Origin of the sequence: Stutzerimonas degradans (assembly GCF_024448505.1) — a bacterium.
GTDB lineage: Bacteria > Pseudomonadota > Gammaproteobacteria > Pseudomonadales > Pseudomonadaceae > Stutzerimonas > Stutzerimonas degradans.
Window position 1 is genome coordinate 390,039 of the sequence record NZ_JAMOHV010000003.1, and the last position, 26,730, is coordinate 416,768.

A 26,730-nucleotide genomic window follows, 5' to 3' on the forward strand; every position below is an offset into this window, starting at 1 on the left:
GGGTCACGCCCGGCGCAGCGCACAGAAAAAAGGCGAAGCCGCGGCTTCGCCCGTTGTTTTTCCGTGAGCCTCAACGGCTGCGTGGTACCGGAACCAGCAGCTCGGTCGGCGGCATCTCGCAGTGAATCTTGCGCCCGATCAGCTCCTCGATCGGCGGCAGGGCGAAGGCATCATCCTCGCCGGCGAAACTGATCGACGTGCCGCTGGCGCCGGCACGGCCGGTACGACCGATGCGGTGCACGTAGTCGTCCGGATCTTCCGGCAGGGTGAAGTTGATCACGTGGCTGATACCGTCGACGTGAATACCGCGGCCGGCGACGTCGGTGGCCACCAGGACGCGGATCTTGCCTTCACGGAAGCCTTCCAGAACCTTGATGCGCTTGTGCTGCGGTACGTCACCGGACATCTGCGCGGCGCTGATGCCGTCCTTGGTCAGGCGTTCTTCGATGCGCCGGACTTCGTCCTTGCGGTTGGCGAAGACCATCACCCGGGTCCAGTCGTTCTGGCTGATCAGGTTGTAGAGCAGCTTGTACTTGTCGCTGCCGGCCACCGCATAGACGTGCTGTTCGACGGTGTCGCTGGCGACGTTTTCCGGCTCGATCTCGACGATGGCCGGGTTCACCGTCCACTGGCGGGCGAGGTTCATCACGTCCTCGGTGAAGGTCGCGGAGAACAGCAGGGTCTGGCGCTCACCCTTCATCGGCGTCTGCCGGATGATCTGGCGCACCTGCGGGATAAAGCCCATGTCGAGCATGCGATCAGCCTCGTCCAGCACCATCACCTCGACCATGTCCAGGTGCACCTCGCCGCGCTGGTTGAAGTCCAGCAGGCGGCCGGGCGTGGCAACCAGGATGTCGCAGAAGCGCGATTCGAGCTGCTTGAGCTGTTTGTCGAAGTCCATGCCGCCGACGAAGCTCATCACGTTCAGGCCGGTGTACTTGGCCAGGTCCAGCGCGTCGTTGGCGATCTGCACCACCAGCTCGCGGGTCGGCGCGATGATCAGCGCGCGTGGTTCGCCCATGTAGCGTTCCTTGGGCGGCGGCGTCTGCAGCAGCTGGGTGATGGTGGAAATCAGGAAGGCCGCGGTCTTGCCAGTGCCGGTCTGCGCGCGGCCGATGGCGTCCTGACCCTTGAGCGTGAAGCCCAGCACCTGCGCCTGGATCGGCGTGCAGTACGGGAAGCCCAGATCCTGGATGGCGTGCATCAGCTCGGGGGCGAGCTTGAAGTCATGGAAGCGGGTCTTGCCTTCGACCGGCTCGACTACGAAGTCTTCGAGCTTCCAGGCCGGAGCGGCCGGTTTGCTGTGGCGCGGGCGACGTGGCTTGTCGGCGGCGCGCTCGGCTTTCTTGGTGTCCGGCTGCGCGGGCTGGGTGTGCTGCGTCTGGGCAGTGTCGGCGGCGGAGCTGCTGGCGGCGGGCGTTATGGGCGCCGGCTGGGGCTCGTCCTTGGCAAAGATTTTCTTGAGTGCTTTGAGCACGGCCTTCTCGTTCATCAAATGGGAAATTCGCGCGCCAGTGTAATGCAAGAAGCAGGCATGGCGAAGTATTGGCCCTTTTCCGGGTTGACAGCGTTGCCGTTCAGACGCACAGGCGGTTTCGGCCCTGTTGCTTGGCCTGGTAAAGCGCCTTGTCGGCGCGATCGATCAGGTTGGTCAGCTCGTCGTCCGCCTGCATCTGCGCCAGCCCAATGGACACGGTGACGCCCGGCAGAGCGCCGATGGCGGTATCGAAGGTGCTCACCTGTTCGATGCTGCGCAACAGCCGCTCACCGATCAGCCGGGCCTCGGCCGTGTCCAGCTCCGGCAGCAGGATGACGAACTCCTCGCCGCCGAAGCGGATCAGGCTGTCCTTGGGCCGCAGCTGGCCGCCCAGCGTGCGGGCGACCATCAGCAGCGCGTGGTCGCCGGCCAGGTGGCCGTATTTGTCGTTATAGGCCTTGAAGTGATCGACATCGAGCATTAGCAGACACAGCGGCAGCTGGCTGAATGCGCAGCGTGCGCGCTCGCGTTCGAAGATGTGCTCCAGCCAGCGCCGGTTGAAAACGCCGGTGAGCATGTCGACGTTGGCGTTGTGCTCGCTGTCGATGATCAGCCGGTCGCTCAGGCGAACGCGCTCGCAGAGCAGACCGACGAGATTGCGCATGAGCCGGGGCGAGGTTGTCAGGCAGGCGAAGTCGCGGCTGTGCAGGCGCAGCAGGCGGCTCGGCTGGCTGGCGACGACATAGGTAGGCGGCGGCAGCCGGTCGATAAAGCTGACTTCGCCGGCGCATTCGCAGGGCTCGATCAGCCGCAGTGCGGGGCTGTCCAGCGTGTCGAGATAAACCGTCAGCTGCCCCTCGAGCAGCAGATAAAGGAAGCGGTTGACGCTGCGTGGCGACAGCAGCACCTCGTCGACTGCCATTTCGCACAGCTCGAACCGATCGGCGAGCATGCGCAGATGGCCGATGTCGACGTGCTGCATCAGGCGCATCTGGCTCAGTTGCAGCAGGTCAACCGGTTGTTGGAGCAGCTTCATCGCCGCGGGCCCGTATCGCGGCGACACTCTCTGGCGGTACTCATCGCGCCCCCTCCCACGCGCCGCGAACTGGCGGACGTGCGTCACGCGCAACGACTCCGAAGCATTCGGCCTTGCGACAAGCGTAGCTCCGTAACGTCGGCCGCGCCGCTTCGCTTTGCCGGACGAATTTTCAGGCCAGGCGTTCGGCCAGCCACTCGCCGATGTCGCGGATTTCCTGCGGCAATACCTCGTGGCCCATGGGGTAGTCCCGCCAGGACGCCGCGACGCCCGCGGCCTGCAGGCATTCATAGGCCGCGCGCCCCATCGGCAGCGGCACCACGTCGTCACGGCTGCCATGCAGGCAGAGCACCGGCTGGTGGCGTGCGGTTTCGGCGAGCTGGAGGTTTTCGCTGAACGTCGGGGCGTAGGTGGACAGCGCGATGACGCCGCCCAGCGTGCCCGGCCAACGCAGGTAGGCGGTATGCAGCACGACCGCACCGCCCTGGGAGAAGCCGGCGAGGAAGATGCGCGCCGGATCGATACCGCTGTCGCGCTGCGCCTCGATCAGGCGGATGACCAGCTCGGTGGACTCTTCCAGTTCGTCGCGATTGATCGCGCGTGCCGGGCTCAGCGCCTGGATGTCGTACCAGCTGGGCATCTGCCAGCCGCCATTGATGGTGACCGGGCGGGTCGGCGCCTGTGGCAGCACGAAGCGGGTGCTGAGCAGACGCTGCTGCAGGGCTTCGGCGACCGGTTGGAAGTCATAGCGGTCGGCGCCCAGGCCGTGCAGCCAGATGACGCAGGCATCGGCCTGCCGGGTTGGTTCGAGGATCAGGGGTTCGCTCATGGGATGGCTCCGGCGGCTGAGGAGGGCATCGCCCTATCTTGGGGCGCGGGCGGATCGCCCGTGGTGAAAGTCGTGCGAGGTTACCCGGTTGTGCGGCGCGGGTGCACCCGTGGCGCCGCGCCGGCTGGCGTTGCGGACGCTGGTACGCCGCTTGCAATCCTGCATCGTCGCCGCCAGCGTGCCGGGCAGCTACGCAGGCGGCGAGATCAGGGCAGATCGACGACATTGCCGATCACTCAGCTGCGACTAGACTCAGGTCTGGCTCTGCCGTTACGCGCTCGCGCGACGGCAGACGGCCCCGACCCGAGAATAAGAAAGCAAACTGGAGGTTTCGATGATGAGGGTGAAATCCACACTGGCCGTGCTGAGTGCTGCGACGCTGTTCGCCATCAGCGGGGCGGCGCATGCCGGGGCGACCCTGGATGCCGTGAAGAAGAAGGGCTTCGTGCAATGCGGCATCAGCGACGGACTGCCGGGGTTCTCCTTCGCTGACGCCAAGGGGCAGTACAAGGGAATCGACGTGGATGTCTGCCGCGCGGTGGCGGCCGCGGTGTTCGGCGATGCCGGCAAGGTCAAGTTCAGTCCGTTGACGGCCAAGGAGCGCTTCACCGCGCTGCAGTCCGGCGAGATCGACATGCTGTCACGCAATACCACCTGGACCAGCTCGCGGGATTCGGCGATGGGGCTGAATTTCACCGGGGTGACCTATTACGACGGCCAGGGCTTTCTGGTGAACAAGGAACTCGGGGTCAGCAGCGCCAAGGAGCTGGACGGTGCCACCGTCTGCATTCAGGCCGGCACCACCACTGAGCTCAATCTCTCCGACTACTTCCGCTCCAATGGCCTCAAGTACACCCCCATCACCTACGACACCTCCGACGAAAGCGCCAAATCGCTGGAGTCCGGCCGCTGCGACGTGCTGACCTCCGACCAGTCGCAGCTCTATGCGCAGCGCATCAAGCTGGCCAAGCCGGATCAGTACGTCGTGCTGCCCGAGGTGATCTCCAAGGAGCCGCTCGGCCCGGCCGTACGCCAGGGCGACGAGGAATGGTTCGATATCGTGCGCTGGACGCTGTTCGCCATGCTCAATGCTGAAGAGCTGGGCGTGACCTCGGCGAACGTGGAGAAAACCGCCAAGGAAACCAAGAACCCGGACGTGGCGCGCCTGCTCGGTGGTGAGGGCGAGTACGGCAAGGACCTCAAACTGCCGGCGGACTGGGCGGTGCAAATCGTCAAGCAGGTGGGCAACTACGGCGAGATCTTCGAGCGCAACGTTGGCGCCGGTAGCGAGCTGAAGATCGAGCGCGGCCTCAATGCCCTGTGGAACAAGGGCGGATTGCAGTACGCACCACCGGTGCGTTGAGGTATCCCGGGCCGGCCGCATGCGCTACCGGCCCGTTTCCAGGGAACGGCACTGACGGCGCGCGCGGCGTTCCGGCAGTGCCGCATGAGGGCTTTCGATGCGCAGCACTGAATCAAGGCTGGCGCGACGCTCGCCGCTGACCGATCCGCGTGTGCGTGCCTGGGTGTTCCAGGTGCTGGCGGTGGTCACGGTGGTGGCGTTCGGCTGGTTTCTGTTCGTCAACACGCAGGCCAATCTGGCCCATCGCGGTATCACGTCCGGTTTCGGCTTTCTCGACAATGCCGCCGGCTTCGGCATTTCCCAGCACCTGATCGACTACAGCGAGAGCGACTCCTATGGCCGGGTATTCTGGGTCGGGTTGCTCAATACGCTGCTGGTGAGTGTCATCGGCATCATTCTCGCGACGCTCATCGGTTTTGCGCTCGGCGTGGCAAGGCTGTCGTCGAACTGGCTGATTCGCCAGCTGGCGACGCTGTATATCGAAACGTTCCGCAACATTCCGCCGCTGCTGCAGATCTTCTTCGTCTATTTCGCGGTGATCGGTCCGCTGCCCGGCCCGCGCGACAGCCTGAGCCTGGGCGGCGTGATCTTTCTCAACAACCGCGGCGTGCAGCTGCCGGCGCCCAGTGCCGCGGAAGGTTTCTGGCCATTCTGGCTGGCGCTACTGGTGGCGGTGCTGGCCGTCGTGGTGCTCGCGCGCTGGGCGCGTGCGCGTCGGCATGCGACCGGGCAACCGTTTCCGTTGCTCTGGTCCAGCCTGGGGTTGCTGGTGGCGATTCCGACCTTGAGTGTGCTGCTGTGGGGCGCGCCGTTCGACTGGGAGGTGCCGCAGCTGCAGCGCTTCAATATCCGCGGCGGCTGGATCGTGATTCCCGAACTGGTGTCGATTGTGCTGGCGCTGGCGGTCTACACGGCGGCGTTCATCGGCGAAACCGTGCGTGCCGGCATCCAGGCGGTCAGCCACGGACAGAGCGAGGCGGCTGCATCGCTGGGGCTGCGCACTGGGCAGACGCTGCGGCTGGTGATCATCCCGCAGGCGCTGCGGGTGATCGTCCCGCCGCTGACCAGTCAGTACCTCAACCTGGCGAAGAACTCCTCGCTGGCGGCGGCCATCGGCTACCCGGATATGGTCTCGCTGTTCGCCGGTACGGTGCTCAACCAGACCGGCCAGGCGATCGAGACGATGGCGATCACCATGAGCGTGTACCTGGCCATCAGCATCAGCATTTCCCTGTTGATGAACTGGTACAACCGGCGCATCGCGCTGATCGAACGGTGAGGACCAGGCCATGACGACTCATCGTTTCAAGCCTGACCTGCCACCGCCCTCGAGCAACCTGGGCGCCATCGGCTGGCTGCGGGCGAACCTGTTCTCCGGTGTCGGCAATACGCTGCTGACTCTGCTGGGGCTGTATGTAGTCTGGCTGGTGATTCCGCCGCTGCTGGACTGGGCGGTCTTCAGCGCCGACTGGACGGGCGAAACCCGCGCCGACTGCACGCGCGAAGGTGCGTGCTGGGTCTTCGTGCAGACGCGCTTCAGCCAGTTCATGTACGGCTTCTATCCGGCGGAGCTGCGCTGGCGCGTCGACCTCAGTGTGTGGCTGGCGATCATCGGGGCGACGCCGTTCTTCCTGCGCCAGATGCCGCATAAGGTGCGCTACGGGTTTGCCTATCTGCTGATCTACCCAGTGCTGGCGTTCTGGCTGCTGCATGGCGGCTTCCTCGGCCTGCAGACGGTGCCGACCAGCCAGTGGGGCGGCCTGATGCTGACCATCGTCATCGCTGCCGTGGGCATCGCCGGCGCGCTGCCCATGGGCATTCTGCTGGCGTTGGGCCGGCGTTCCGACATGCCGGCGATCCGCGTGCTGTGCGTGACGTTCATCGAGTTCTGGCGCGGCGTGCCGCTGATCACCGTGCTGTTCATGTCGTCGGTGATGCTGCCGCTGTTCCTGCCCGAAGGCATGAACCTCGACAAGCTGATGCGCGCCATGCTGATGGTGATCTTCTTCGAGGCGGCCTATATCGCCGAGGTGGTGCGCGGCGGCCTGCAGGCGATTCCGAGGGGGCAGTACGAGGCCGCCGCGGCAATGGGGTTGGGCTACTGGCGCAGCATGCTGCTGGTGATCCTGCCGCAGGCGCTGAAGCTGGTGATTCCCGGCATCGTCAACACCTTCATCGCGCTGTTCAAGGACACCAGCCTGGTGATCATCATCGGCCTGTTCGACTTCCTCAACAGCATCAAACGCGCGACGGCGGACCCGGCCTGGCTGGGCATGTCCACAGAGGGTTACGTGTTCGCCGCGCTGGTGTACTGGCTGTTCTGCTTCGGCATGTCGCGCTATTCGATGCACCTGGAGCGCAAGCTCGATACCGGTCACAGGAACTAGGAGAGGGTTATGAGCGATACCGTGGCACGACCGGAGCAAGCGAGCGAGCCGGTCATCCAGATGCAGGGCGTGCACAAGTGGTACGGCCAGTTCCATGTGCTCAAGGACATCAACCTGAGCGTTCGCCAGGGTGAGCGCATCGTACTCTGCGGGCCGTCCGGCTCGGGTAAGTCGACCACGATCCGCTGTCTCAACCGGCTGGAGGAGCATCAGCAGGGGCGCATCGTCATCAACGGCGTGGAGCTGACCAGCGATCTCAAGCAGATCGAGGCGATTCGCAGCGAAGTCGGTATGGTGTTCCAGCATTTCAACCTGTTCCCGCACCTGACGGTGTTGCAGAACTGCACGTTGGCGCCGATGTGGGTGCGCAAGCTGCCGCGCCGCCAGGCCGAGGAAATCGCCATGCATTATCTTGAGCGGGTGCGCATTCCGGAGCAGGCCGGCAAATATCCCGGCCAGCTCTCCGGCGGCCAGCAGCAGCGCGTGGCGATCGCCCGGGCGCTGTGCATGAAGCCCAAGATCATGCTGTTCGACGAGCCGACCTCGGCGCTCGATCCGGAAATGGTCAAGGAAGTGCTGGATACCATGATCGCCCTCGCCGAGAGCGGCATGACCATGCTCTGCGTCACCCACGAGATGGGCTTTGCCCGCACCGTGGCCGACCGGGTGATCTTCATGGACCGCGGCGAGATCGTCGAACAGGCCGAGCCGGAGGTGTTCTTCAGCAATCCGGTCAACGACCGGACCAAGCTGTTCCTCAGCCAGATCCTGCATTGAGCGAGGGCTGGGCGGAATAAATACTGCTGCGCGGCGTCGCCCGGCCTTCGGTTGACGCCGGTCATGGGGTTGCGTTTGCGCCTGGCATGTAATCGTTGCCCATCGTCGCAGTTCGGGAAGCGGGTCATGTCCAAGCGCAGAAAAAGTGGTGTCATGCGGTCGCTGCAGGGCCTGGTCGCCGGACTGCTGGCGAGCCTGCTGGCCACCGCCGCGCAGGGGCAGGAGTCGTGGCGCGAGCAAGACATCCGCGCGTCCCGCCAAGTGCTGCGCGAGGCCACGATGGCGCAGGCGCCGGTCTACCAGGCCGATCCGCTGGGGCTGATGCTGGTGGTCGAGACTGGCGATTCTCACATCACGATCCTCGATGGCGACAAGTTCGATCCCTTGCATCGCTTTGCCACCCGGGCGCAGCTGCATGGCAGTCCGACATTCACCCGCGACGGTCGCTACGCATTCTTCGTGTCCCGCGATGGCTGGGTGACCAAGTACGACCTGTGGACGCTGGAGGTCGTGGCCGAGGTGCGCGCGGGGCTGGACACCCGCAACATTGCCGTCGACCCGACGGGCGAGCACGTCGCCGTGGCCAACTACCAGCCCCATACCCTGGTGCTGCTGGATGGCGACCTGAACCTGCTCAAATCGATGCCGGCGCTCGACCAGAAGACGCAGCGCAGCTCCCGGGTGTCGGCGGTCTACAGCGTGCCGTCGAGACGGTCCTTCGTCGTGGCGATGAAGGACATCGCCGAGTTGTGGGAGGTCAGCTATGACCCGCAGGCCGAAGACATGGCGATCGGTCTGGTGCACGACTTCCAGTATCGGGAGGGCACCTTCGTCACCGGATATCTCAATCCGCGACGTATCGAGCTAAATGCGCCGCTGGAGGATTTCTTCTTCAATCCCGGTCAGGCTGAGCTGTTCGGCGTGTCGCCGCAGGGCGAGGTGCAGGTGATCCACCTGGATGCGCGCCAGCGAATCGGCGGCTTGCCTTTGCAGGGGCGCCCACACATGGGCACGGCCGTCACCTGGCGTCGCCAGGGGGTGACGCTGATGGCCAGCACCAACCTTAAGCTACCGGAAGTTGCGGTGATCGACCCGCAGCGGCGCGAGCGGGTGCAACGCATTGCCCTGCAAGGGCCGGGGGTTTTTCTCGCTGGCCATGAGAACAGTCGCTACCTGTTCGTCGATTCGATGCTGGCGGTCGATTCGCGGCATGTGCTGCAGGCGATTGACCGGGACACCCTGGAGGTCGCCTGGCGCTTCGCGGCCGAGCCGGGCGACACGCTGGCGCACGTCGAATTCACCCGCGACGGTCGTTACGCGCTGGCCAGCCTTTGGCGCGACGACGGCGCCGTGATCGTGTTCGATACGCAGAGCCTGAAAGAGGTCAAACGTCTGCCAATGAAGCGGCTGGAGGGCCCATACAGCGTCTGGCGTGGCATCGAGGCCCAGCAGGGCGCTGCGCGTTAGCGTCAGCCGGCTGGCCGGGCGTTCGTCGGCGGCTGCGCTTGCAGCGGGTCGCTGCCCCTTTGACCGCCTTCATGGGCTAGAATACGCGCCCCGACTGCTCCCCTCTTCGAGGCTGTTCCGACGATGTTGATTCTGCGCGGCGCTCCCGCTCTTTCCGCCTTCCGTCACGGCAAGCTCCTGGCACAACTGACCGAGAAGGTCCCCGCCGTGAGCGGGTTGTATGCCGAGTTCGCCCATTTCGCCGAGGTTTCCGGCGCGCTTGGCGCGGAAGAGCAGCAGGTCCTGACCCGCCTGCTCAAGTACGGCCCCAGCGTGCCGGTGCAGGAGCCAGCCGGTCGGCTGTTCCTGGTGGTGCCGCGTTTCGGCACCATCTCGCCCTGGTCGAGCAAGGCCAGCGACATCGCCCACAACTGCGGTCTGGAGAAGATCCAGCGCCTGGAGCGCGGCATCGCCTACTACGTGCAGGGTGAGCTGTCCGACAGCGACGCCGCACTCGTCGCCGCCGCGTTACATGACCGCATGACCCAGCTGGTGCTCGGCCGCTTCGAGGAAGCCGCCAACCTGTTCAGCCATGCCCAGCCCAAGCCGCTCACTGCCGTGGATGTGCTCGGCGGCGGTCGCGCCGCGCTGGAAAAGGCCAACGTCGAGCTAGGCCTGGCGCTGGCCGAAGACGAGATCGACTACCTGGTGCAGGCCTTCAGCGGGCTGGGGCGCAACCCGCACGACATCGAACTGATGATGTTCGCCCAGGCCAACTCCGAGCACTGCCGCCACAAGATCTTCAATGCCAGCTGGGACATCGACGGCGAAAGCCAGGACAAGTCCCTGTTCGGCATGATCAAGAACACCTACCAGCTGCACAACGAGGGCGTGCTGTCGGCCTACAAAGACAACGCCGCCGTCATCGTCGGCAATGTTGCCGGCCGCTTCTATCCGAATCCGGAGACGCGCGAGTACGCCGCGAGCCAGGAGCCGGTGCACATCCTGATGAAGGTGGAGACGCACAACCACCCGACCGCCATCGCGCCGTTCCCGGGTGCCTCCACCGGCTCCGGCGGCGAAATCCGCGACGAGGGGGCGACCGGTCGCGGTGCCAAGCCGAAGGCCGGCCTGACGGGCTTCACCGTCTCCAACCTGAACATCCCTGGCTTCGAGCAGCCCTGGGAGAAGCCCTATGGCAAGCCCGAGCGCATCGTCACGCCGCTGGACATCATGATCGAAGGCCCGCTGGGCGGCGCCGCATTCAACAACGAATTCGGCCGCCCGGCGCTGACCGGCTACTTCCGCACCTTCGAGCAGGCGATCGACACGCCGCGCGGCGAGGAAGTGCGCGGCTATCACAAGCCGATCATGCTCGCTGGCGGCATGGGCAACATCCGTGAAGACCACGTGCAGAAGGGCGAGATCTCGGTCGGCGGCAAGCTGATCGTGCTCGGCGGCCCGGCCATGCTGATCGGTCTGGGTGGCGGCGCGGCCTCGTCGATGGCCACCGGCACCAGCTCGGCGGACCTCGACTTCGCCTCGGTGCAGCGCGACAACCCGGAAATGGAGCGTCGCTGCCAGGAAGTCATCGACCGCTGCTGGCAGCTGGGCGAGCGCAACCCGATCAAGTTCATTCACGACGTCGGCGCCGGCGGCCTGTCCAACGCCTTCCCCGAGTTGGTCAACGATGGCGGTCGCGGTGGTCGCTTCGAGCTACGCAACATCCCCAACGACGAACCCGGCATGGCGCCGCACGAGATCTGGTGCAACGAATCCCAGGAGCGCTACGTGCTCTCGGTCGATGCCGCCGATCTGGAGCGCTTCGCCGCCATCTGCGAGCGTGAGCGCTGCCCCTTTGCGGTCGTCGGTGAGGCCACCGAGGAAGCGCACCTGACCGTCGCCGACAGCCATTTCGGCAACAAGCCGGTGTACATGCCGCTCAACGTGTTGCTCGGCAAAGCGCCGCGCATGCATCGCAGCGCGCAGCGCGAAGCCGAACTGGGCGACGATTTCAATGCCGCGTCGGTCTACCTCGACGAGGCTGTGGGCCGCGTGCTGCGCCACCCGGCGGTGGCGAGCAAGAGCTTCCTGATCACCATCGGCGACCGCAGCATCACTGGCCTCGTGGCGCGCGATCAGATGGTCGGTCCCTGGCAGGTGCCGGTGGCCGATTGTGCCGTGACCGCTGCCAGCTATGACGTCTACACCGGCGAGGCGATGGCGATGGGTGAGCGCACGCCGCTGGCCCTGCTCGACGCGCCGGCCTCCGGCCGCATGGCGATCGGCGAAACGCTGACCAACCTCGCCGCGGCACGCATCGAGAAACTTTCCGACATCAAGCTGTCGGCCAACTGGATGGCCGCCGCCGGCCACCCGGGCGAGGATGCACGGCTGTACGACACCGTGCGTGCCGTCGGCATGGAGCTGTGCCCGCAACTGGGCCTGACCATTCCGGTGGGCAAGGACTCGATGTCGATGAAGACGCGCTGGTCGGACGAGGGCACGGAGAAGAGCGTGACTTCGCCGCTGTCGCTGATCGTGTCCGGCTTCGCACCGGTGGTCGACGTCCGCCAGACCCTGACCCCGCAGCTGCGGCTGGACAAGGGCGCCACCGACCTGATCCTGATCGACCTCGGTCGTGGACAGAATCGCCTGGGTGGCTCGATCCTCGCCCAGGTCTACGGCAAGCTCGGCCGCGAAGTGCCGGATGTCGATGATGCCGAGGATCTGCAGGCGTTCTTCGCGGTGATCCAGGGGCTGAACGCCGATGGCCTGCTGCAGGCCTATCACGACCGTTCCGATGGTGGCCTGCTGACCACCGTGCTGGAAATGGCGTTCGCCGGCCACTGCGGCCTCGATCTGAATCTCGATGGCCTGCTGGACGACGCCGACGATGTGCCGGCCGTACTGTTCAGCGAGGAACTGGGTGCGGTCATCCAGGTGCGTCAGGACGATACCGAAATCGTGCTGGCGCAGTTCAGCGCCGCCGGCCTCGGCGATTGCGTCGCGGTGATCGGTCAGCCGACCAACAACGGTTATGTGTCGATCCGTCTCGCCGGCAGCGAAGTGTTCAGTGGCGACCGTCGCCTGCTGCAGCGCCAGTGGGCCGAGACCAGCTACCAGATTCAGCGCCTGCGCGATAACGCCGACTGTGCCGATCAGGAGTTCGATGCGCTGCTGGAGGAAGACAATCCCGGCCTCAGCGTCAAGCTCGGCTTCGACGTCAACCAGGACATCGCCGCCCCGTACATCAAGCGTGGCGTGCGTCCGCAGGTGGCGGTGCTGCGTGAGCAGGGCGTCAACGGCCAGGTGGAAATGGCGGCTGCATTCGACCGGGCCGGCTTCGCTGCGGTGGACGTGCACATGAGCGATATCCTCGCCGGGCGCGTCAGTCTCGAGGCGTTCAAGGGGCTGGTCGCCTGCGGCGGCTTCTCCTACGGCGACGTGCTCGGCGCTGGCGAAGGCTGGGCTAAGTCGATCCTGTTCCATGCCGGCGCGCGCGACGCGTTCCAGGCCTTCTTCGAGCGCAAGGACAGCTTCGCTCTCGGCGTGTGCAACGGCTGCCAGATGATGAGCAACCTGCACGAGCTGATTCCGGGCACCGAGAACTGGCCGCACTTCGTGCGTAACCGCTCGGAGCAGTTCGAGGCGCGCGTAGCGATGGTCCAGGTGCAGGATTCGCCGTCGATCCTGTTGCAGGGCATGGCGGGGTCGCGTATGCCGATCGCCATCGCTCATGGCGAGGGGCATGCCGAGTTCGCCAGCGAGGAGGCTCTGCTGCAGGCCGATCTGTCCGGCACGGTGGCGCTGCGTTACATCGACAATCACGGCAAGGTCACCGAGCGCTACCCGGCCAACCCCAACGGCTCGCCGCGCGGCATCACCGGCCTCACCAGTCGTGACGGCCGGGTGACCATCATGATGCCGCACCCCGAGCGGGTAGTGCGTGCCGTGACCAACTCCTGGCGTCCGGACGAGTGGCGCGAAGATGGCGGCTGGATGCGCCTGTTCCGCAACGCCCGCGTCTGGGTGGATTGATCACGCGGATCGATCCATAACGCACAAGCCCGATGGTCCCTGTGGCCATCGGGCTTTTTTGCGTCTAGGTGCTGTCTCCGAGGTGAACCCGGAACGTCCTACCGCGATCTTAGCTTTGATCGACCGCACCGTTTCGCGGTGCATCGTCATGCCAAAATGCCATCCATTGTCGGTGGGCACTGTTCCACCTCCCGCCTGGAGAACCCGATGTACAAGCTGTGTTTCTACGTTCCGGAGAGCCATCTGGATGCAGTCAAGAAAGCAGTGTTCGCAGCCGGTGCCGGCCGTGTCGGCGCTTACGATAACTGCTGCTGGCAGACGCTCGGGCATGGCCAGTATCGTCCGCTGGAGAACAGCCAGCCTTTTCTCGGCCAACTGGGGCAGGTGCAGCAGGTCGCTGAGTGGAAGGTCGAGCTGGTGGTTGCCGACGAGCTCATTCACGACAGCGTCAAGGCGTTGAAGAAGGCGCACCCCTACGAAACGCCAGCGTTCGATGTCTGGCGTCTGTCCGACATGCAGTTCTAACGGGAAGAAGCCGGGCGTCAAAGGCGCCCGCGGTGATTCAAGGCCGGATTTCGATCAGCGTGCCGTTGCGCACCAACTGCCAGATTTCCTGCATGTCGGCGTTCTTCAGCGCAATGCAGCCCTCGGTCCAGTCGAGGGAGTGGAAGAACCACTCGGGATACTCCTCGTCCAGCGGCGTGCCGTGCAGCATGATCATGTCGCCGGGCGGCACGCCCCGCTCCTCGGCGCGAGCGAGGTCGCGGGCGTTGGGATAGGAGATGTGCATGGACAGATTGAATTTGTCGCTGGGCTTGCGCCAATCGATCCAGTAGAGCCCTTCGGGAGTGCGCTGGTCACCCTGGCGCAGTTTGGCCCCGGCCGGCTGTTTGCCGAGCGAGACGCGATAACTCTTGAGGGTCTTGCCACGGCTGAGCAGATGCAGCTGGCGTTCGGACTTGATGACCAGCACCTTGTCGATCGACGCCCCATCCAGATGCGGCGTTGCAGTGGCATGGGAGAGAGTGGCGAAGGTGAAACAGAAAACGGCGAACAGCCAGCGCATCTGAACTCTTCCTGCAATACGACGACATCAGACCTGGGTTGGGCGAGGGCATGGCGCCTGCTCGTGTGCCGGGAGGGTCTGCTGCACCCGGTCAGTGAGGCGACATTCTAGGTTACCGGCGGATGCGCGCAAAGGCGGGCCGACCGGAAGTGCGTCGTGCGAGCCTCTGGCGCCGGCTCTGTGGATCGGGATGTCGCCAGCGCATTGGCGAGCGGCGCGACAGGCTGCAACATTCCAGGCGCTTTGCAGGTCATTGCTACGGAACACACAAGCCGGGCCATCGGCTCCGCGCAACGGCCTTCGCGCTGGTCAGGCACGCCGTTCAGGCTGGCGTACCGGGCGCTGCGGCGGGCCTTGGGCGGTTGCGCCTTTCATGCCATGATGCCGGTCAAAGATGAATTGAGATGATTATGCTGGATACCATTCTTCGCCGGGTGCGCGACTACTCCCCGCATCTTCTGGAGCCGGAGGGGCGACTGCCCGAGGCGGCCGTCCTGATGCCCATCACCCGAAGCGAGGATCCGGAGCTGGTGCTGACACTGCGCGCCAGCGGGCTGTCGACGCATGGCGGCGAGGTGGCGTTTCCCGGGGGGCGCCGCGATCCGGAGGATCGCGACCTCATGCATACAGCGTTGCGCGAGGCGGAGGAGGAGGTCGGTTTGGCGCCGGGCATGGTTGAAGTCATCGGGCCGCTGAGCAGCCTGATTTCGGTGCACGGCATTCATGTCACGCCCTACGTCGGCATCGTCCCCGATTACGTGGAGTACCGCGCCAACGACGCGGAGATCGCCTCGGTGTTCTCCGTCCCGTTGAGCTTCTTCTGCCAGGACCCGCGCGAAGTCACGCATCGTATCGATTACCAGGGGCAGAGCTGGTACATCCCTTCTTACCGATATGGCGAATACCAGATCTGGGGGCTGACGGCGATCATGATCGTCGAACTGGTCAATCTGGTGTACGACGCTGGCATCGAGCTGCGTAAGGCCTCGGCGTCCTTTATCGATCTCACCGGGCGCACCGCGCGCTGACAGCCAGCACGGCGCGCCTTTTTCATCGGAATTCAGAGAGGATCTGCATGTGAAATACCGTCTGGGAGAATCGCGCGTCCAAGCCCATCCGCAGAGCTGGGTTGCTCCGACGGCGACGCTGATCGGCAAGGTTCGTCTCGATGAGGGGGCGAGCGTGTGGTTCGGCGCCGTGTTGCGTGGCGACAACGAGCTGATCCATGTCGGCCCGAACAGCAACGTTCAGGATGGCAGCGTGATGCACACCGACATGGGGCATCCGCTGACGCTGGGCACCGGTGTCACCGTCGGCCATAACGCCATGCTGCATGGCTGCAGCGTCGGCGATTACAGCCTGATCGGCATCAATGCGGTGATCCTCAATGGCGCGAAGATTGGTAATCACTGCATCATCGGCGCCAATACGTTGATTGCCGAGGGCAAGGAAATACCTGACGGCTCGCTGGTGGTGGGCTCGCCAGGCAAGGTGGTGCGCGAACTGAGCGAGGAGCAGAAGAAGATGCTCGAAGCCAGTGCTGCTCACTACGTACACAACGCCCAGCGCTACGCGCGCGAGCTGGAGGCGGACGAGTGAGCGACAGCGACAAGCCTATTGGCTCGCCCTGCGTCAGCCTCTGTGCGCTCGATGAGGACGACGTTTGCGTGGGCTGCCAGCGCAGCGCCGACGAGATTCGGCGCTGGGGGCTCATGGATAACGACGAGCGCCGCCAGGTGTTGCGCCAGTGCGCCGAGCGGGCCAGGGCCAGCGGACAATTGATTTAGGCGCGCATGTCGCGCGCCGCTGACTCACGAATGACGAGGACTTCCATGCCCCGAATTGGCACCCCGCTGACTGCCAGCGCCACACGCGTCCTGCTGTGCGGCTCCGGCGAACTCGGCAAGGAACTGGTGATCGAGTTGCAGCGTCTGGGCGTGGAGGTGATCGCGGTGGATCGCTACGCCAATGCCCCGGCCATGCAGGTGGCGCATCGCTCCCATGTGATCGACATGCTCGATGGCGCGGCGTTGCGCGGCGTGATCGAGCAGGAGCAGCCGCACTATATCGTCCCGGAAATCGAGGCCATTGCCACTGCCACGCTGGTCGAGCTGGAGGCCGAAGGCTTTACCGTGATCCCGACTGCGCGAGCCGCTCAGCTGACCATGAATCGCGAGGGCATTCGACGCCTGGCGGCGGAGGAACTGGGCTTGCCGACGTCTCCCTACCATTTCGCCGACTCGCTGGCGGAATGCCGGGCGGCGGCGGTGGCGCTGGGCTTTCCCTGCCTGATCAAGCCGGTGATGAGTTCGTCCGGCAAGGGGCAGACGCTGCTGCGCAGCGAGGCGGACATCGACGCCGCGTGGGAATACGCGCAGGCCGGCGGACGTGCCGGGCGCGGGCGGGTCATCGTCGAGGGGTTTATCGATTTCGATTACGAGATCACGCTGCTCACTGTGCGGCATGCTGGTGGCACCACGTTCTGCCAGCCAGTCGGGCACCGGCAGGAAAAGGGCGATTACCAGGAGTCCTGGCAGCCGCAACCGGTTGGCGCTGCGGCGCTTGCCCAGGCCGAGCGTATTGCGCTGGCGGTAACCGACGCGCTGGGTGGCCGTGGTGTGTTCGGTGTGGAACTGTTCATCAAGGGCGAACAGGTCTGGTTCTGCGAGATTTCGCCGCGTCCGCACGATACCGGCCTGGTGACGCTGGTCTCGCAGGACCTTTCGGAGTTCGCCTTGCATGCGCGGGCGATTCTCGGCCTACCGATTCCGGTGATTCGCCAGCTTGGCCCCTCTGCATCGGCCGTCATTCTGGCCGAGGGCGAGTCGACCGAGGTCTGCTTCGGCAATCTGGAAGGCGCGCTGTGTGAGCCGGACACGTCGCTGCGGCTGTTCGGCAAGCCGGGTGTCAGCGGTCAACGGCGCATGGGAGTGGCGCTAGCCCGCGACGAGTCGCTCGAGACGGCGCGCGCAAAGGCAAAACGCGCCGCTGCAGCGGTCAAGATTCAACTTTAGGCAGGCGTTTGGGCTACTCGTCTCGAGGCGGCTCGATGGCCCAGGCGCGAACGCTTTTCACCCGGTTGTCCGCGGCCTGCAGGATTTCCAGCCGATAGCGGCCAATCTGCAGGCATATTCCGCTGTCAGGAATGTGTTCGAGGGCTTCGGTAATCAGTCCGTTGAGGGTTCTTGGCCCGTCGCAGGGAAGCTGCCAGCCGAGTGCCCGGTTGATCTCGCGCAGGTACGCGGCGCCATCGATCACTTGCGTGCCGTCGTCCTGCGGATGGATGTCCGGGCTGCGCAGGGTGTCCTGATTGCTGAACTCGCCGACGATTTCTTCGAGGATGTCCTCCAGGGTCACGATTCCCATCACATCGCCGTACTCGTCGACGACGATGCCGATGCGGCGCTTCTGTTTCTGGAAATTGAGCAGCTGGGTGGAGAGCGGCGTGTTCTCTGGCACGAAGTACGGCGGGCTGCAGGCCTCGAGCAGGCTGTCGCGGGTCAGCTGATCATGGCTGAGCAGGCGGGCGATATGCCGCATGTGGATGATGCCTTCGATCTGGTTGATGTCCTTGCGGAACACCGGCAGACGGGTGTGCGAGGTGGTGCGCAGCTGGCCGATGATGGTTTCCAGATCGTCTTCGAGATCAATGCCCGCGACCTCGTTGCGCGGGATCATGATGTCGTCCACCGTCACCCGCTCGAGATCCAGAATGCCGAGCAGCATGCTCTGGCGATTCAGTGGCAGATCGCTGCCGGACTCACGCACTACGCTGCGCAATTCCTCGCTGGACAGGCTGTCGCTGCGCTTGGCGGTCGGGTCGACCCCAAGCAATCTGAGCATGCCGTTGCTGATCCAGCCGAGCAGCGCGACTATCGGGAATAGCAGCTTCTGCAGTGCGGCTAGTACCAAGCTGACAGGGTAGGCCACTGCCTCGGGGCGCTGCGCAGCAAAAGTTTTGGGTGCGATCTCACCGAAGATCAGCAGCAGGATCGTCACGCCGAGGGTGGCGATGGCGATGCCGACTTCGCCCCACAGCTGCACGGCAGTCGCTGTTGCGATCGAGGAGACAAGGATGTTGACGAAATTGTTGCCGACCAGAATGGTGCCCAGCAGCCGATCCGGCCGCGCCAGCAGGTCGATGATGCGACGGGCCGCACGATGACCTTCTCTGGCGCGATGCCGCAGACGGTAGCGGTTGAGGCTGAGCATTCCGGTTTCGGAACCGGAAAAGAATGCGGAGCACAGGATCAGGAAGACCAGCAGTCCGACCACCAGGCCGGGATGTAGATGTTCCACGTGGCTGTCCTGAGTACCTAGATGTGCAGGATGAATTCGCGAACGAGCTTGCTGCCGAAGTACGCCAGCATCAGCAGGCAGAAGCCGACCAGGGTCCAGCGAATGGCCTTGTAGCCGCGCCAGCCGAGTTGGTGGCGGCCCCACAACAGCAGGCCGAAGACCACCCAGGCGATCACCGACAGCAGGGTTTTGTGCACCAGGTGCTGGGCGAACAGGTCGTCGAGGAACAGCCAGCCGGACAGCAGTGAAGCCGAAAGCAGCAGCCAGCCGGCCCAGAGGAAGCCGAACAGCAGGCTTTCCATGGTTTGCAGCGGCGGGAAGTTACGGATCAGACCGGATGGGTGCTTGTTCTTCAGATGGTGGTCCTGCAGCAGCAGCAACAGCGCCTGGAACACCGCGATGGTGAGCATGCCGTAGGCCAGGATCGACAACAGGATGTGCGCCAGGATGCCGGCTTCTTCGGTAATCGCCGGCGCGGTGCCGGTCGGTGCGAACTGAGCGAACAGCACCGTCAGACAGCCGAGCGGAAACAGCAGCACCAGCAGGTTCTCCACCGGCATCCGTTGCAGGGCCAGGAGGATCAGCAGGATCACCGCAGCGGCAATCAGGCTTGAGGCGTTGAAAAAGTCCAGGTGCAGGCCGCTCGGCGAAAGCAGCTGCATGAACAGACTGGCGCCGTGTGCCAGCAGCGCCAACGCGCCCAGCACGAGCAACAGGCGTTTGTCCGGGACGGAACGTTGTGCCAGACGCAAACTTTGATAGCCCGTGACGCCAGCATAGAGAAGAGCGGCAGTGAGGCTGGGCAGCAGAGGGTGCATAGGTTCTGGTAGCGACTCGAAAGGCCGTGAGTGTGGCACAAACCCCCAAGGTGCAAAAGCGGCGGGAGGTCGCTTACATGAAAAGCATCATTGTCGGGGTACCGGCCGGATGCCCCGAGTCTCTATAATCGCCGCCTTCACCACATCCAACGTGGAACGCCTCATGTTCGAAAACCTAACCGATCGCCTGTCACAAACCCTTCGCCATGTCACGGGCAAGGCGAAGCTGACCGAGGACAACATCAAGGACACCCTGCGCGAGGTGCGGATGGCCCTGCTGGAGGCCGACGTCGCGCTGCCGGTGGTCAAGGAGTTCGTCAACAAGGTCAAGGAGCGTGCGGTCGGCACTGAGGTGTCGAAGAGCCTGACGCCGGGCCAGGCATTCGTGAAGATCGTGCGTGCCGAGCTCGAAGAGCTGATGGGCGCCGCCAACGAGGATCTGGCGCTGAATGTTGCGCCGCCGGCAGTGGTGCTGATGGCGGGCCTGCAGGGTGCGGGCAAGACCACAACCGTGGGCAAGCTTGCGCGGCTGCTCAAGGATCGCAAGAAGAAGTCGGTGATGGTCGTGTCGGCCGACGTCTACCGCCCGGCGGCGATCAAGCAGCTGGAAACGCTGGCTGGCGAAGTGGGTGTGACCTTCTTCCCCTCTGATATCAGCCAGAAGCCGGTGGAGATCGCCCAGGCGGCGATCCGTGAGGCGCGGCTGAAGTTCATCGACGTGGTGCTGGTGGATACCGCCGGCCGTCTGGCCATTGATGCCGAGATGATGGCCGAGATTCAGGCGCTGCATGCGGCGATCAGTCCTGCCGAGACGCTGTTCGTGGTGGACGCCATGACTGGTCAGGATGCCGCCAATACCGCCCGTGCCTTCGGCGAGGCGCTGCCGCTCACCGGCGTGGTGCTGACCAAGGTCGATGGCGATGCCCGTGGCGGTGCCGCGCTGTCGGTACGCCACATTACCGGCAAACCGATCAAGTTCCTCGGCATGGGCGAGAAGAGCGATGCGCTCGAGCCGTTCCATCCTGACCGCATTGCGTCGCGCATCCTCGGCATGGGCGACGTGCTCAGCCTGATCGAGCAGGCAGAGCAGACCCTCGATCGCGAGAAGGCCGAGAAGCTCACCAAGAAGCTGAAGAAGGGCAAGGGCTTCGATCTTGAGGACTTCCGCGACCAGTTGCAGCAGATGAAGAACATGGGCGGTCTCGGCGGACTGATGGACAAGCTACCGTCCATCGGTGGCGTTAACCTTGCGCAGATGGGCAACGCCCAAGGTGCGGCGGAAAAGCAGTTCAAGCAGATGGAGGCGATCATCAACTCGATGACGCCCGCCGAGCGCCGCAATCCCGATCTCATCAGCGGTTCGCGCAAGCGTCGCATCGCCCTGGGCTCCGGTACCCAGGTGCAGGACATTGGCCGACTGATCAAGCAGCACAAGCAGATGCAAAAGATGATGAAGAAAGTCACCGGCAAGGGCGGAATGGCCAAGATGATGCGCGGTATGGGCGGCATGTTCCCGGGTGGCGGAATGCCGAAGTTCTGAGCTGCAGCGGTATTTTGCGCGACGGGTCGTCTGGAAACGGCCCCGCTTGCCGGGATTACTTGTGGCTGGCAGCTTGAAGGTTGTCGCTTTTACTCGTAAAATGCGCGGCCTTTCGGGCCTAGGCCCATTTTAAGTGTGTGCCTTAAGTTAGCACCGACTACAGGAACGATGTTCACATGGTAACTATTCGTCTCGCCCGTGGCGGCTCCAAGAAGCGCCCTTTCTATCACCTGACCGTGACCAACAGCCGCAATGCGCGCGATGGTCGCTTCGTCGAGCGCATCGGTTTCTTCAATCCGATCGCCAGCGGTGCGGAAGTGAAGCTTTCGGTGAACCAGGAGCGCGCAGCGTACTGGCTGAGCCAGGGCGCTCAGCCGTCTGAGCGTGTTGCTCAGCTGCTGAAGGAAGCTGCCAAGGCTGCTGCCTGAATCGCATGAACGCATCGTCTGCTCCGGCCGAGGACCTAATCGTCATCGGCAAGATCGTTTCGGTGCATGGCGTGCGAGGTGACGTAAAGGTCTACTCCTTTACCGATCCGATCGACAATCTGCTCGACTACCGTCACTGGACGCTGCGGCGAGGTGACGAGGTCAAGCAGGTCGAGCTGGTCACAGGCCGCCTTCAGGGCAAGATCCTGGTGGCGTCGCTGAAAGGGCTGAATGATCGCGAGGTCGCGCGTTCCTACGCGGATTTCGAAATCTGCATTCCACGTGCGGAACTGCCAGCGCTGGCCAGCGATGAGTACTACTGGTACCAGCTTCAGGGGTTGAAGGTCATCAACCAGCTCGAGCAGCTGCTCGGAGTGGTCGATCATCTGCTCGAGACCGGTGCCAATGACGTCCTGGTGGTCAAGCCCTGTGCCGGCAGCCTGGACGATCGGGAGCGACTGCTGCCTTACACCGATCAGTGCGTGCAGCGCATCGATCTGGAGCTGGGCGAGATGCGGGTCGACTGGGATGCGGACTTCTGAGCCTCATGTCTGGTTTGCGCGTTGAAGTCATCAGTCTGTTTCCGGAGATGTTCGCTGCGATCCGCGATTACGGAATAACCAGTCGCGCGGTCAAGCAGGGGCTCTTGCAGTTGCGCTGCTGGAATCCGCGGAGCTACACCGAGGATCGTCATCAGACCGTGGATGACCGACCATTCGGTGGTGGCCCCGGAATGGTGATGAAGATCCAGCCGCTGGAGCGCGCCTTGATGGATGCGCGTCATGCAGCTGGTGAAGTGGCGAAGGTGATCTATCTTTCGCCGCAGGGACGTCAGCTGAAACAGGCGGATGTCCGGCAGTTGGCGAAGGAGGAGGCATTGATCCTCATCGCTGGCCGCTATGAAGGTATCGACGAACGTTTCATCGAAGCGCACGTTGATGAGGAATGGTCGATCGGTGATTACGTGCTGTCCGGTGGCGAGCTGCCGGCGATGGTGCTGATCGATGCAGTGACCCGTCTGCTCCCCGGAGCGTTGGGCCATGCTGATTCCGCCGAGGAGGATTCGTTTACTGACGGCCTGCTCGACTGTCCGCATTACACGCGACCTGAGGTGTATGCGGACAAGCGTGTTCCTGAAGTGCTGCTCAGCGGCAACCATGAACACATCCGGCGCTGGCGTTTGCAGCAGTCCCTTGGGAGAACCTGGGAACGCCGTGCCGATCTTCTGGATAGCCGCTCGCTTTCTGGAGAAGAACAGAAGCTGCTGGAGGAGTACATCCGCCAGCGGGACGATAGTTAACGCAACGTATCGATGGCGGGCCATAAGGGCTTGTCTTAGGAGCACAGCATGACCAACAAGATCATCCAGCAGCTCGAAGCTGAGCAGATGAACAAAGAAATCCCGGCGTTCGCCCCTGGCGACACCGTGATCGTCCAGGTGAAGGTGAAGGAAGGTGATCGTCAGCGCCTCCAGGCCTTTGAAGGTGTGGTGATCGGCAAGCGTAACCGCGGCCTGAACAGCGCTTTCACCGTCCGCAAGATTTCCAATGGTGTGGGCGTCGAGCGTACCTTCCAGACCTACAGCCCGGTCGTCGACAGCCTGAGCGTCAAGCGCCGCGGCGACGTACGCAAGGCCAAGCTGTACTATCTGCGCGATCTGTCCGGCAAGGCCGCACGCATCAAGGAAAAGCTGTCCTGAGGACGCATTTCTCGATGTACAAAAAAGCAGCCTACGGGCTGCTTTTTTTATGCCCCAACACCAGCGTTAATGGCTGGTGAGGCACGCGCTGTGCCGAGTGGCGGATTCGCGAGTAATTGACGAGAGTCTCGATATGCCGGCATTACACGATCCAGTCATCGACCGTTTTCTGGATGCGCTGTGGCTGGAGAAAGGTCTGGTGGACAATACGCGCGACGCCTATTGCAGCGACCTCGCCCTGTTCAATGGCTGGCTCGCGGAGCGCGGGGCTTCTCTGGTCGGTGCGGGCCGCGACGCCATTCTCGATCACTTGGCCTGGCGTCTGGCCAATGGTTACAAAGCACGTTCGACCGCGCGGTTTCTCTCCGGTTTGCGTGGCTTCTATCGCTATCTGCTGCGTGAAGGCGTGGTGGAGATCGATCCGACGCTGAGGGTCGATCTGCCGCGGCTGGGCCGATCGCTACCCAAGGCCCTGTCCGAGGCCGATGTCGAAGCGCTGCTGGCTGCGCCGGATATTGGCGACGCGCTCGGCCTGCGCGACCGCGCGATGCTCGAGGTGCTCTACGCCTGCGGCCTGCGCGTCAGTGAATTGGTAGGCCTGCGTCAGGAGCAAATCAGTCTGCGCCAGGGTGTATTACGCACCTTTGGTAAGGGCAACAAGGAGCGCCTGGTACCGCTGGGCGATGAAGCCATGTACTGGCTGGAGCGCTATCGTCGCGATGCGCGAGACCTGTTGCTCGGCGATAAGCTGGGCGACGTCGAATTTCCGAGTCGGCGCGGCGATCCGATGACGCGCCAGACGTTCTGGCATCGGATCAAGCTGCATGCCAGGCAGGCCGGGATCGCTGCCGCCATCTCGCCGCACACCCTGCGGCATGCGTTTGCAACGCATCTGCTCAATCATGGCGCCGATCTGCGCACCGTGCAGATGCTGCTTGGTCACAGCGATCTGTCGACCACGCAGATCTATACGCACATCGCGCGTGCGCGCCTGCAGGCGCTGCATGCCGAGCACCATCCGCGGGGCTAGCTGAGCATGGTGTCGAGGAGAGTTGCACCAATCTGCGACGCGCTTCGGTGTTTGTACCTGTCGGTTGGCTCGCGACGGTTTGCAGGCGGCTGCTGTGATAGGCTGTACGCCTTTTTCTCGACCGTCGTTGCAGGAGTTTTCATGGGCGCGATTCGTTTGTTCACCGTCGTGGCCGCCAGCCTGGCCAGTACCTTCGTCTTCGCTGCCGACCCTGATCAGGCGATTCGCAAGACGCTGCAAACGGCTCAGCCGGACCTGCCGATCGAGGCGATTGCCGAAAGTCCGATGTCGGGGCTCTATCAGGTGCAGCTGAAGGGCGGTCGCCAGCTTTACGCCAGCGCCGACGGCCAGTTCGTCTTGCAGGGCTTCCTCTATCGTTTTCAGGACGGCCGAGCAGTCAATCTGACCGAACAGGCGCAGAGTCAGTCGGTGGCGCGCGAGATCGATGCGATTCCGGCGAGCGAGATGGTGGTGTTCGCGCCGAAGAATCCGAAAACCCACATCACCGTCTTTACCGACACCGATTGCGGCTACTGCCAGAAGCTGCACAGCGAGGTTCCCGAGCTGAATCGTCTGGGTGTCGAGGTGCGCTACGTCGCCTTTCCGCGCCAAGGCATGGGTAGCCACGGTGCCAACACGCTGACCAGCGTCTGGTGCGCCAAGGATCGCCAGGCGGCGATGAATCTGGCCAAGGCGCGCAAGGATGTGCCGCAGGCCAGCTGTGACAGCCCGATTGCCAAGCAGTACGCTCTCGGCCAGCTGATCGGCGTGCAGGGCACGCCTGCCATTATCCTCGCCGACGGCCAGATGATTCCCGGCTATCAGCCGGCACCGCAGTTGGCGGAGCTGGCGTTGCAGGCCAACTGACAGCTGGTCCGAGCCGATTCATCCGCATGTCTCGGCGGGTCTCGATGAGCGATTCGCCTAGGCATGCACCTGATGCTGGGCTCGTGCCCGCCAGCGGCGACAAATGCCTCAGCGTACACCTGGATGAGTCGCTGGCGCAGTGACATCGGCGGCTGGGCCTGTACGGTGTCGATGTCGCGCGATGGCCGATTGACTAACGGCGACGCCCTTCGTAATGTGCGACTCTTTTGTTCGGCCGGTGCCCCCGGTCGATCGCCGTAAATGGGGGAGTGCAGCTTGAAACCGGTGAAAGTTGGCATTTGTGGGCTAGGAACCGTCGGTGGCGGTACCTTCAATGTGCTCAAGCGCAACGCTGAGGAGATTGCCCGCCGCGCCGGACGTGGCATCGAGGTCGCGCAGATCGCCACTCGCCAGCCAAACCCCAAGTGCGACACCACCGGCACCCCGGTAACCGATGACGTGTTCGACGTCATCAACAATCCCGAGATCGATATCGTCGTCGAGCTGATCGGCGGTTATACGCTGGCGCGCGAGCTGGTGCTTAGGGCCATCGATAACGGCAAGCACGTGGTTACCGCCAATAAGGCGCTGATCGCCGTCCACGGCAACGAACTGTTCGCCAAAGCCCGCGAGAAGGGCGTGATCGTCGCGTTCGAGGCTTCGGTGGCCGGCGGCATTCCGGTGATCAAGGCGATTCGCGAAGGACTGGCCGGCAACCGTATCAACTGGGTGGCCGGGATCATCAACGGCACCGGCAATTTCATCCTCACCGAGATGCGCGAGAAGGGGCGAGCCTTCGCCGACGTGCTCAAGGAGGCGCAGGCGCTGGGTTACGCCGAGGCCGATCCGACCTTCGATGTCGAAGGTATCGATGCCGCGCACAAGCTGACCATTCTGGCGTCCATTGCCTTCGGCATCCCGCTGCAGTTCGACAAAGCCTACACCGAGGGCATCGGCCAGCTGACCACCGCCGACGTCAACTACGCCGAGGCGCTGGGCTACCGCATCAAGCACCTGGGCGTGGCTCGTCGCACCGAAGCGGGTATCGAGCTGCGGGTGCACCCGACCCTGATTCCCGCCGATCGCCTGATCGCCAACGTCAACGGCGTGATGAACGCGGTAATGGTCAATGGCGATGCCGTAGGCAGCACGCTTTACTACGGCGCCGGGGCCGGCATGGAGCCGACCGCATCGGCGGTGGTCGCCGATCTTGTCGATGTCGCCCGCGCGCTGACCACCGACCCGCATAATCGCGTGCCGCATCTGGCGTTCCAGCCGGATTCGCTGTCCGATCATCCGATCCTGCCGATTGCCGCCTGCGAGAGCGCCTATTACCTGCGCATCCAGGCCAAGGATCATCCGGGCGTGTTGGCGCAGGTCGCCACCATCCTGTCCGAGCGCGGGATCAACATCGAGTCGATCATGCAGAAGGAAGTTGAGGAGCATGATGGTCTGGTGCCGGTGATTCTGGTCACCCATCGGGTTGTCGAGCAGCGCATCGATGACGCGATTGCCGCGCTCGAAGCGCTCGACGACGTGGCGGACAAGGTCGTGCGGATTCGCGTCGAACAACTGAACTAACCGGAGCTGACGAGCCGTAGGCCTTGCTGCTTGCGGTTTCAGGCTC

Annotated in this window: 25 protein-coding genes; 19 read left to right on the forward strand and 6 right to left on the reverse strand. The window is 63.9% G+C overall.

Annotation, left to right across the window (positions count from 1 at the left end):
* Positions 1-70: 70 nt before the first annotated feature.
* The 3 genes from rhlB to NAV27_RS07070 all read right to left on the reverse strand — a co-directional run bounded on the left by rhlB (position 71) and on the right by NAV27_RS07070 (position 3,342).
* Positions 71-1,477, reverse strand: a complete 1,407-nt coding sequence (rhlB, locus tag NAV27_RS07060; protein WP_232249062.1) for an ATP-dependent RNA helicase RhlB — start codon at positions 1,475-1,477, stop codon at positions 71-73.
* Positions 1,478-1,577: 100 nt separating this feature from the next.
* On the reverse strand, positions 1,578-2,513 hold the full coding sequence (locus NAV27_RS07065) for a GGDEF domain-containing protein (RefSeq protein WP_102827515.1): 936 nt from the start codon (positions 2,511-2,513) through the stop codon (positions 1,578-1,580).
* A gap of 172 nt (positions 2,514-2,685) precedes the next feature.
* Entirely contained in the window at positions 2,686-3,342 is a 657-nt protein-coding gene (locus tag NAV27_RS07070; RefSeq protein WP_102827514.1) for an alpha/beta hydrolase, read from the reverse strand.
* A 334-nt stretch (positions 3,343-3,676) separates the two neighbouring features.
* On the opposite strand from NAV27_RS07070, the gene NAV27_RS07075 reads away from it, so the two are divergent.
* The 7 genes from NAV27_RS07075 to NAV27_RS07105 all read left to right on the forward strand — a co-directional run bounded on the left by NAV27_RS07075 (position 3,677) and on the right by NAV27_RS07105 (position 13,881).
* Complete coding sequence (locus NAV27_RS07075; RefSeq protein WP_037019900.1) at positions 3,677-4,705, forward strand: amino acid ABC transporter substrate-binding protein; 1,029 nt, start codon at positions 3,677-3,679, stop codon at positions 4,703-4,705.
* Between the two features lie 97 nt (positions 4,706-4,802).
* The gene (locus NAV27_RS07080; RefSeq protein WP_077683627.1) at positions 4,803-5,984 is read left to right on the forward strand and encodes an amino acid ABC transporter permease; all 1,182 of its coding nucleotides are present in this window, start codon (positions 4,803-4,805) and stop codon (positions 5,982-5,984) included.
* Between the two features lie 10 nt (positions 5,985-5,994).
* Entirely contained in the window at positions 5,995-7,092 is a 1,098-nt protein-coding gene (locus NAV27_RS07085) for an amino acid ABC transporter permease (RefSeq protein ID WP_102827513.1), read from the forward strand.
* A 9-nt stretch (positions 7,093-7,101) separates the two neighbouring features.
* Positions 7,102-7,869: an amino acid ABC transporter ATP-binding protein gene (locus NAV27_RS07090; protein ID WP_054093649.1), complete on the forward strand. Its 768-nt coding sequence runs from the start codon at positions 7,102-7,104 to the stop codon at positions 7,867-7,869.
* A gap of 153 nt (positions 7,870-8,022) precedes the next feature.
* Positions 8,023-9,336 carry a cytochrome D1 domain-containing protein gene (locus tag NAV27_RS07095; protein WP_232249061.1) on the forward strand — a complete coding sequence of 438 codons (1,314 nt, stop codon included), beginning with the start codon at positions 8,023-8,025 and terminating at the stop codon, positions 9,334-9,336.
* 123 nt (positions 9,337-9,459) lie between these two features.
* Positions 9,460-13,356: a phosphoribosylformylglycinamidine synthase gene (gene purL, locus NAV27_RS07100; RefSeq protein ID WP_102827511.1), complete on the forward strand. Its 3,897-nt coding sequence runs from the start codon at positions 9,460-9,462 to the stop codon at positions 13,354-13,356.
* A 207-nt stretch (positions 13,357-13,563) separates the two neighbouring features.
* The gene (locus tag NAV27_RS07105; protein ID WP_009867808.1) at positions 13,564-13,881 is read left to right on the forward strand and encodes a YqfO family protein; all 318 of its coding nucleotides are present in this window, start codon (positions 13,564-13,566) and stop codon (positions 13,879-13,881) included.
* A 37-nt stretch (positions 13,882-13,918) separates the two neighbouring features.
* Here NAV27_RS07105 and NAV27_RS07110 read toward each other — a convergent pair whose 3' ends face one another.
* The gene (locus NAV27_RS07110; protein WP_009867807.1) at positions 13,919-14,422 is read right to left on the reverse strand and encodes a L,D-transpeptidase family protein; all 504 of its coding nucleotides are present in this window, start codon (positions 14,420-14,422) and stop codon (positions 13,919-13,921) included.
* A 410-nt stretch (positions 14,423-14,832) separates the two neighbouring features.
* On the opposite strand from NAV27_RS07110, the gene NAV27_RS07115 reads away from it, so the two are divergent.
* From NAV27_RS07115 to purT, 4 genes are read left to right on the forward strand one after another with little or no spacing between them, the layout of a single operon-like run.
* Positions 14,833-15,450: a CoA pyrophosphatase gene (locus NAV27_RS07115; protein ID WP_037019896.1), complete on the forward strand. Its 618-nt coding sequence runs from the start codon at positions 14,833-14,835 to the stop codon at positions 15,448-15,450.
* 49 nt (positions 15,451-15,499) lie between these two features.
* Complete coding sequence (locus tag NAV27_RS07120; protein ID WP_102827510.1) at positions 15,500-16,021, forward strand: gamma carbonic anhydrase family protein; 522 nt, start codon at positions 15,500-15,502, stop codon at positions 16,019-16,021.
* On the forward strand, positions 16,018-16,209 hold the full coding sequence (locus NAV27_RS07125; RefSeq protein ID WP_102827509.1) for a DUF1289 domain-containing protein: 192 nt from the start codon (positions 16,018-16,020) through the stop codon (positions 16,207-16,209). Before NAV27_RS07120 ends, NAV27_RS07125 begins: the two co-directional genes overlap by 4 nt.
* Positions 16,210-16,254: 45 nt before the next feature.
* Positions 16,255-17,436: a formate-dependent phosphoribosylglycinamide formyltransferase gene (purT, locus tag NAV27_RS07130; protein WP_102827508.1), complete on the forward strand. Its 1,182-nt coding sequence runs from the start codon at positions 16,255-16,257 to the stop codon at positions 17,434-17,436.
* 13 nt (positions 17,437-17,449) lie between these two features.
* Here purT and NAV27_RS07135 read toward each other — a convergent pair whose 3' ends face one another.
* Positions 17,450-18,721, reverse strand: a complete 1,272-nt coding sequence (locus tag NAV27_RS07135) for an HlyC/CorC family transporter (protein ID WP_009867802.1) — start codon at positions 18,719-18,721, stop codon at positions 17,450-17,452.
* A gap of 17 nt (positions 18,722-18,738) precedes the next feature.
* The gene (locus tag NAV27_RS07140) at positions 18,739-19,539 is read right to left on the reverse strand and encodes a cytochrome C assembly family protein (RefSeq protein ID WP_009867800.1); all 801 of its coding nucleotides are present in this window, start codon (positions 19,537-19,539) and stop codon (positions 18,739-18,741) included.
* A 163-nt stretch (positions 19,540-19,702) separates the two neighbouring features.
* Here NAV27_RS07140 and ffh point away from each other — a divergent pair, with 163 nt between their 5' ends.
* The 8 genes from ffh (at position 19,703) to NAV27_RS07180 (ending at position 26,684) form a co-directional block, all read left to right on the forward strand.
* Positions 19,703-21,079 carry a signal recognition particle protein gene (gene ffh / locus NAV27_RS07145; RefSeq protein ID WP_102827507.1) on the forward strand — a complete coding sequence of 459 codons (1,377 nt, stop codon included), beginning with the start codon at positions 19,703-19,705 and terminating at the stop codon, positions 21,077-21,079.
* 176 nt (positions 21,080-21,255) lie between these two features.
* On the forward strand, positions 21,256-21,507 hold the full coding sequence (gene rpsP / locus NAV27_RS07150; RefSeq protein WP_009867795.1) for a 30S ribosomal protein S16: 252 nt from the start codon (positions 21,256-21,258) through the stop codon (positions 21,505-21,507).
* A 5-nt stretch (positions 21,508-21,512) separates the two neighbouring features.
* Positions 21,513-22,049, forward strand: a complete 537-nt coding sequence (rimM, locus tag NAV27_RS07155) for a ribosome maturation factor RimM (RefSeq protein ID WP_009867791.1) — start codon at positions 21,513-21,515, stop codon at positions 22,047-22,049.
* A 5-nt stretch (positions 22,050-22,054) separates the two neighbouring features.
* Positions 22,055-22,807: a tRNA (guanosine(37)-N1)-methyltransferase TrmD gene (gene trmD, locus NAV27_RS07160; RefSeq protein ID WP_009867789.1), complete on the forward strand. Its 753-nt coding sequence runs from the start codon at positions 22,055-22,057 to the stop codon at positions 22,805-22,807.
* A 48-nt stretch (positions 22,808-22,855) separates the two neighbouring features.
* Complete coding sequence (gene rplS, locus NAV27_RS07165; RefSeq protein WP_003287109.1) at positions 22,856-23,206, forward strand: 50S ribosomal protein L19; 351 nt, start codon at positions 22,856-22,858, stop codon at positions 23,204-23,206.
* Positions 23,207-23,339: 133 nt separating this feature from the next.
* Complete coding sequence (gene xerD, locus NAV27_RS07170) at positions 23,340-24,236, forward strand: site-specific tyrosine recombinase XerD (protein ID WP_102827506.1); 897 nt, start codon at positions 23,340-23,342, stop codon at positions 24,234-24,236.
* A gap of 141 nt (positions 24,237-24,377) precedes the next feature.
* Entirely contained in the window at positions 24,378-25,103 is a 726-nt protein-coding gene (locus tag NAV27_RS07175) for a thioredoxin fold domain-containing protein (protein WP_009867785.1), read from the forward strand.
* Between the two features lie 276 nt (positions 25,104-25,379).
* The gene (locus NAV27_RS07180; protein WP_102827505.1) at positions 25,380-26,684 is read left to right on the forward strand and encodes a homoserine dehydrogenase; all 1,305 of its coding nucleotides are present in this window, start codon (positions 25,380-25,382) and stop codon (positions 26,682-26,684) included.
* Positions 26,685-26,730 lie beyond the last annotated feature (46 nt).

Excerpts from the sequence above, each read along its gene's own strand:
- NAV27_RS07065 (WP_102827515.1), bottom strand. The coding sequence starts at position 2,513 with ATGAAGCTGCTCCAACAACCGGTTGACCTGCTGCAACTGAGCCAGATG.
- NAV27_RS07070 (WP_102827514.1), bottom strand. The coding sequence starts at position 3,342 with ATGAGCGAACCCCTGATCCTCGAACCAACCCGGCAGGCCGATGCCTGC.
- NAV27_RS07075 (WP_037019900.1), top strand. The coding sequence starts at position 3,677 with ATGATGAGGGTGAAATCCACACTGGCCGTGCTGAGTGCTGCGACGCTG.
- NAV27_RS07080 (WP_077683627.1), top strand. The coding sequence starts at position 4,803 with ATGCGCAGCACTGAATCAAGGCTGGCGCGACGCTCGCCGCTGACCGAT.
- NAV27_RS07085 (WP_102827513.1), top strand. The coding sequence starts at position 5,995 with ATGACGACTCATCGTTTCAAGCCTGACCTGCCACCGCCCTCGAGCAAC.
- NAV27_RS07090 (WP_054093649.1), top strand. The coding sequence starts at position 7,102 with ATGAGCGATACCGTGGCACGACCGGAGCAAGCGAGCGAGCCGGTCATC.
- NAV27_RS07095 (WP_232249061.1), top strand. The coding sequence starts at position 8,023 with ATGCGGTCGCTGCAGGGCCTGGTCGCCGGACTGCTGGCGAGCCTGCTG.
- purL (WP_102827511.1), top strand. The coding sequence starts at position 9,460 with ATGTTGATTCTGCGCGGCGCTCCCGCTCTTTCCGCCTTCCGTCACGGC.
- NAV27_RS07105 (WP_009867808.1), top strand. The coding sequence starts at position 13,564 with ATGTACAAGCTGTGTTTCTACGTTCCGGAGAGCCATCTGGATGCAGTC.
- NAV27_RS07110 (WP_009867807.1), bottom strand. The coding sequence starts at position 14,422 with ATGCGCTGGCTGTTCGCCGTTTTCTGTTTCACCTTCGCCACTCTCTCC.
- NAV27_RS07115 (WP_037019896.1), top strand. The coding sequence starts at position 14,833 with ATGCTGGATACCATTCTTCGCCGGGTGCGCGACTACTCCCCGCATCTT.
- purT (WP_102827508.1), top strand. The coding sequence starts at position 16,255 with ATGCCCCGAATTGGCACCCCGCTGACTGCCAGCGCCACACGCGTCCTG.
- NAV27_RS07140 (WP_009867800.1), bottom strand. The coding sequence starts at position 19,539 with ATGCACCCTCTGCTGCCCAGCCTCACTGCCGCTCTTCTCTATGCTGGC.
- ffh (WP_102827507.1), top strand. The coding sequence starts at position 19,703 with ATGTTCGAAAACCTAACCGATCGCCTGTCACAAACCCTTCGCCATGTC.
- rpsP (WP_009867795.1), top strand. The coding sequence starts at position 21,256 with ATGGTAACTATTCGTCTCGCCCGTGGCGGCTCCAAGAAGCGCCCTTTC.
- rimM (WP_009867791.1), top strand. The coding sequence starts at position 21,513 with ATGAACGCATCGTCTGCTCCGGCCGAGGACCTAATCGTCATCGGCAAG.
- trmD (WP_009867789.1), top strand. The coding sequence starts at position 22,055 with ATGTCTGGTTTGCGCGTTGAAGTCATCAGTCTGTTTCCGGAGATGTTC.
- rplS (WP_003287109.1), top strand. The coding sequence starts at position 22,856 with ATGACCAACAAGATCATCCAGCAGCTCGAAGCTGAGCAGATGAACAAA.
- xerD (WP_102827506.1), top strand. The coding sequence starts at position 23,340 with ATGCCGGCATTACACGATCCAGTCATCGACCGTTTTCTGGATGCGCTG.
- NAV27_RS07175 (WP_009867785.1), top strand. The coding sequence starts at position 24,378 with ATGGGCGCGATTCGTTTGTTCACCGTCGTGGCCGCCAGCCTGGCCAGT.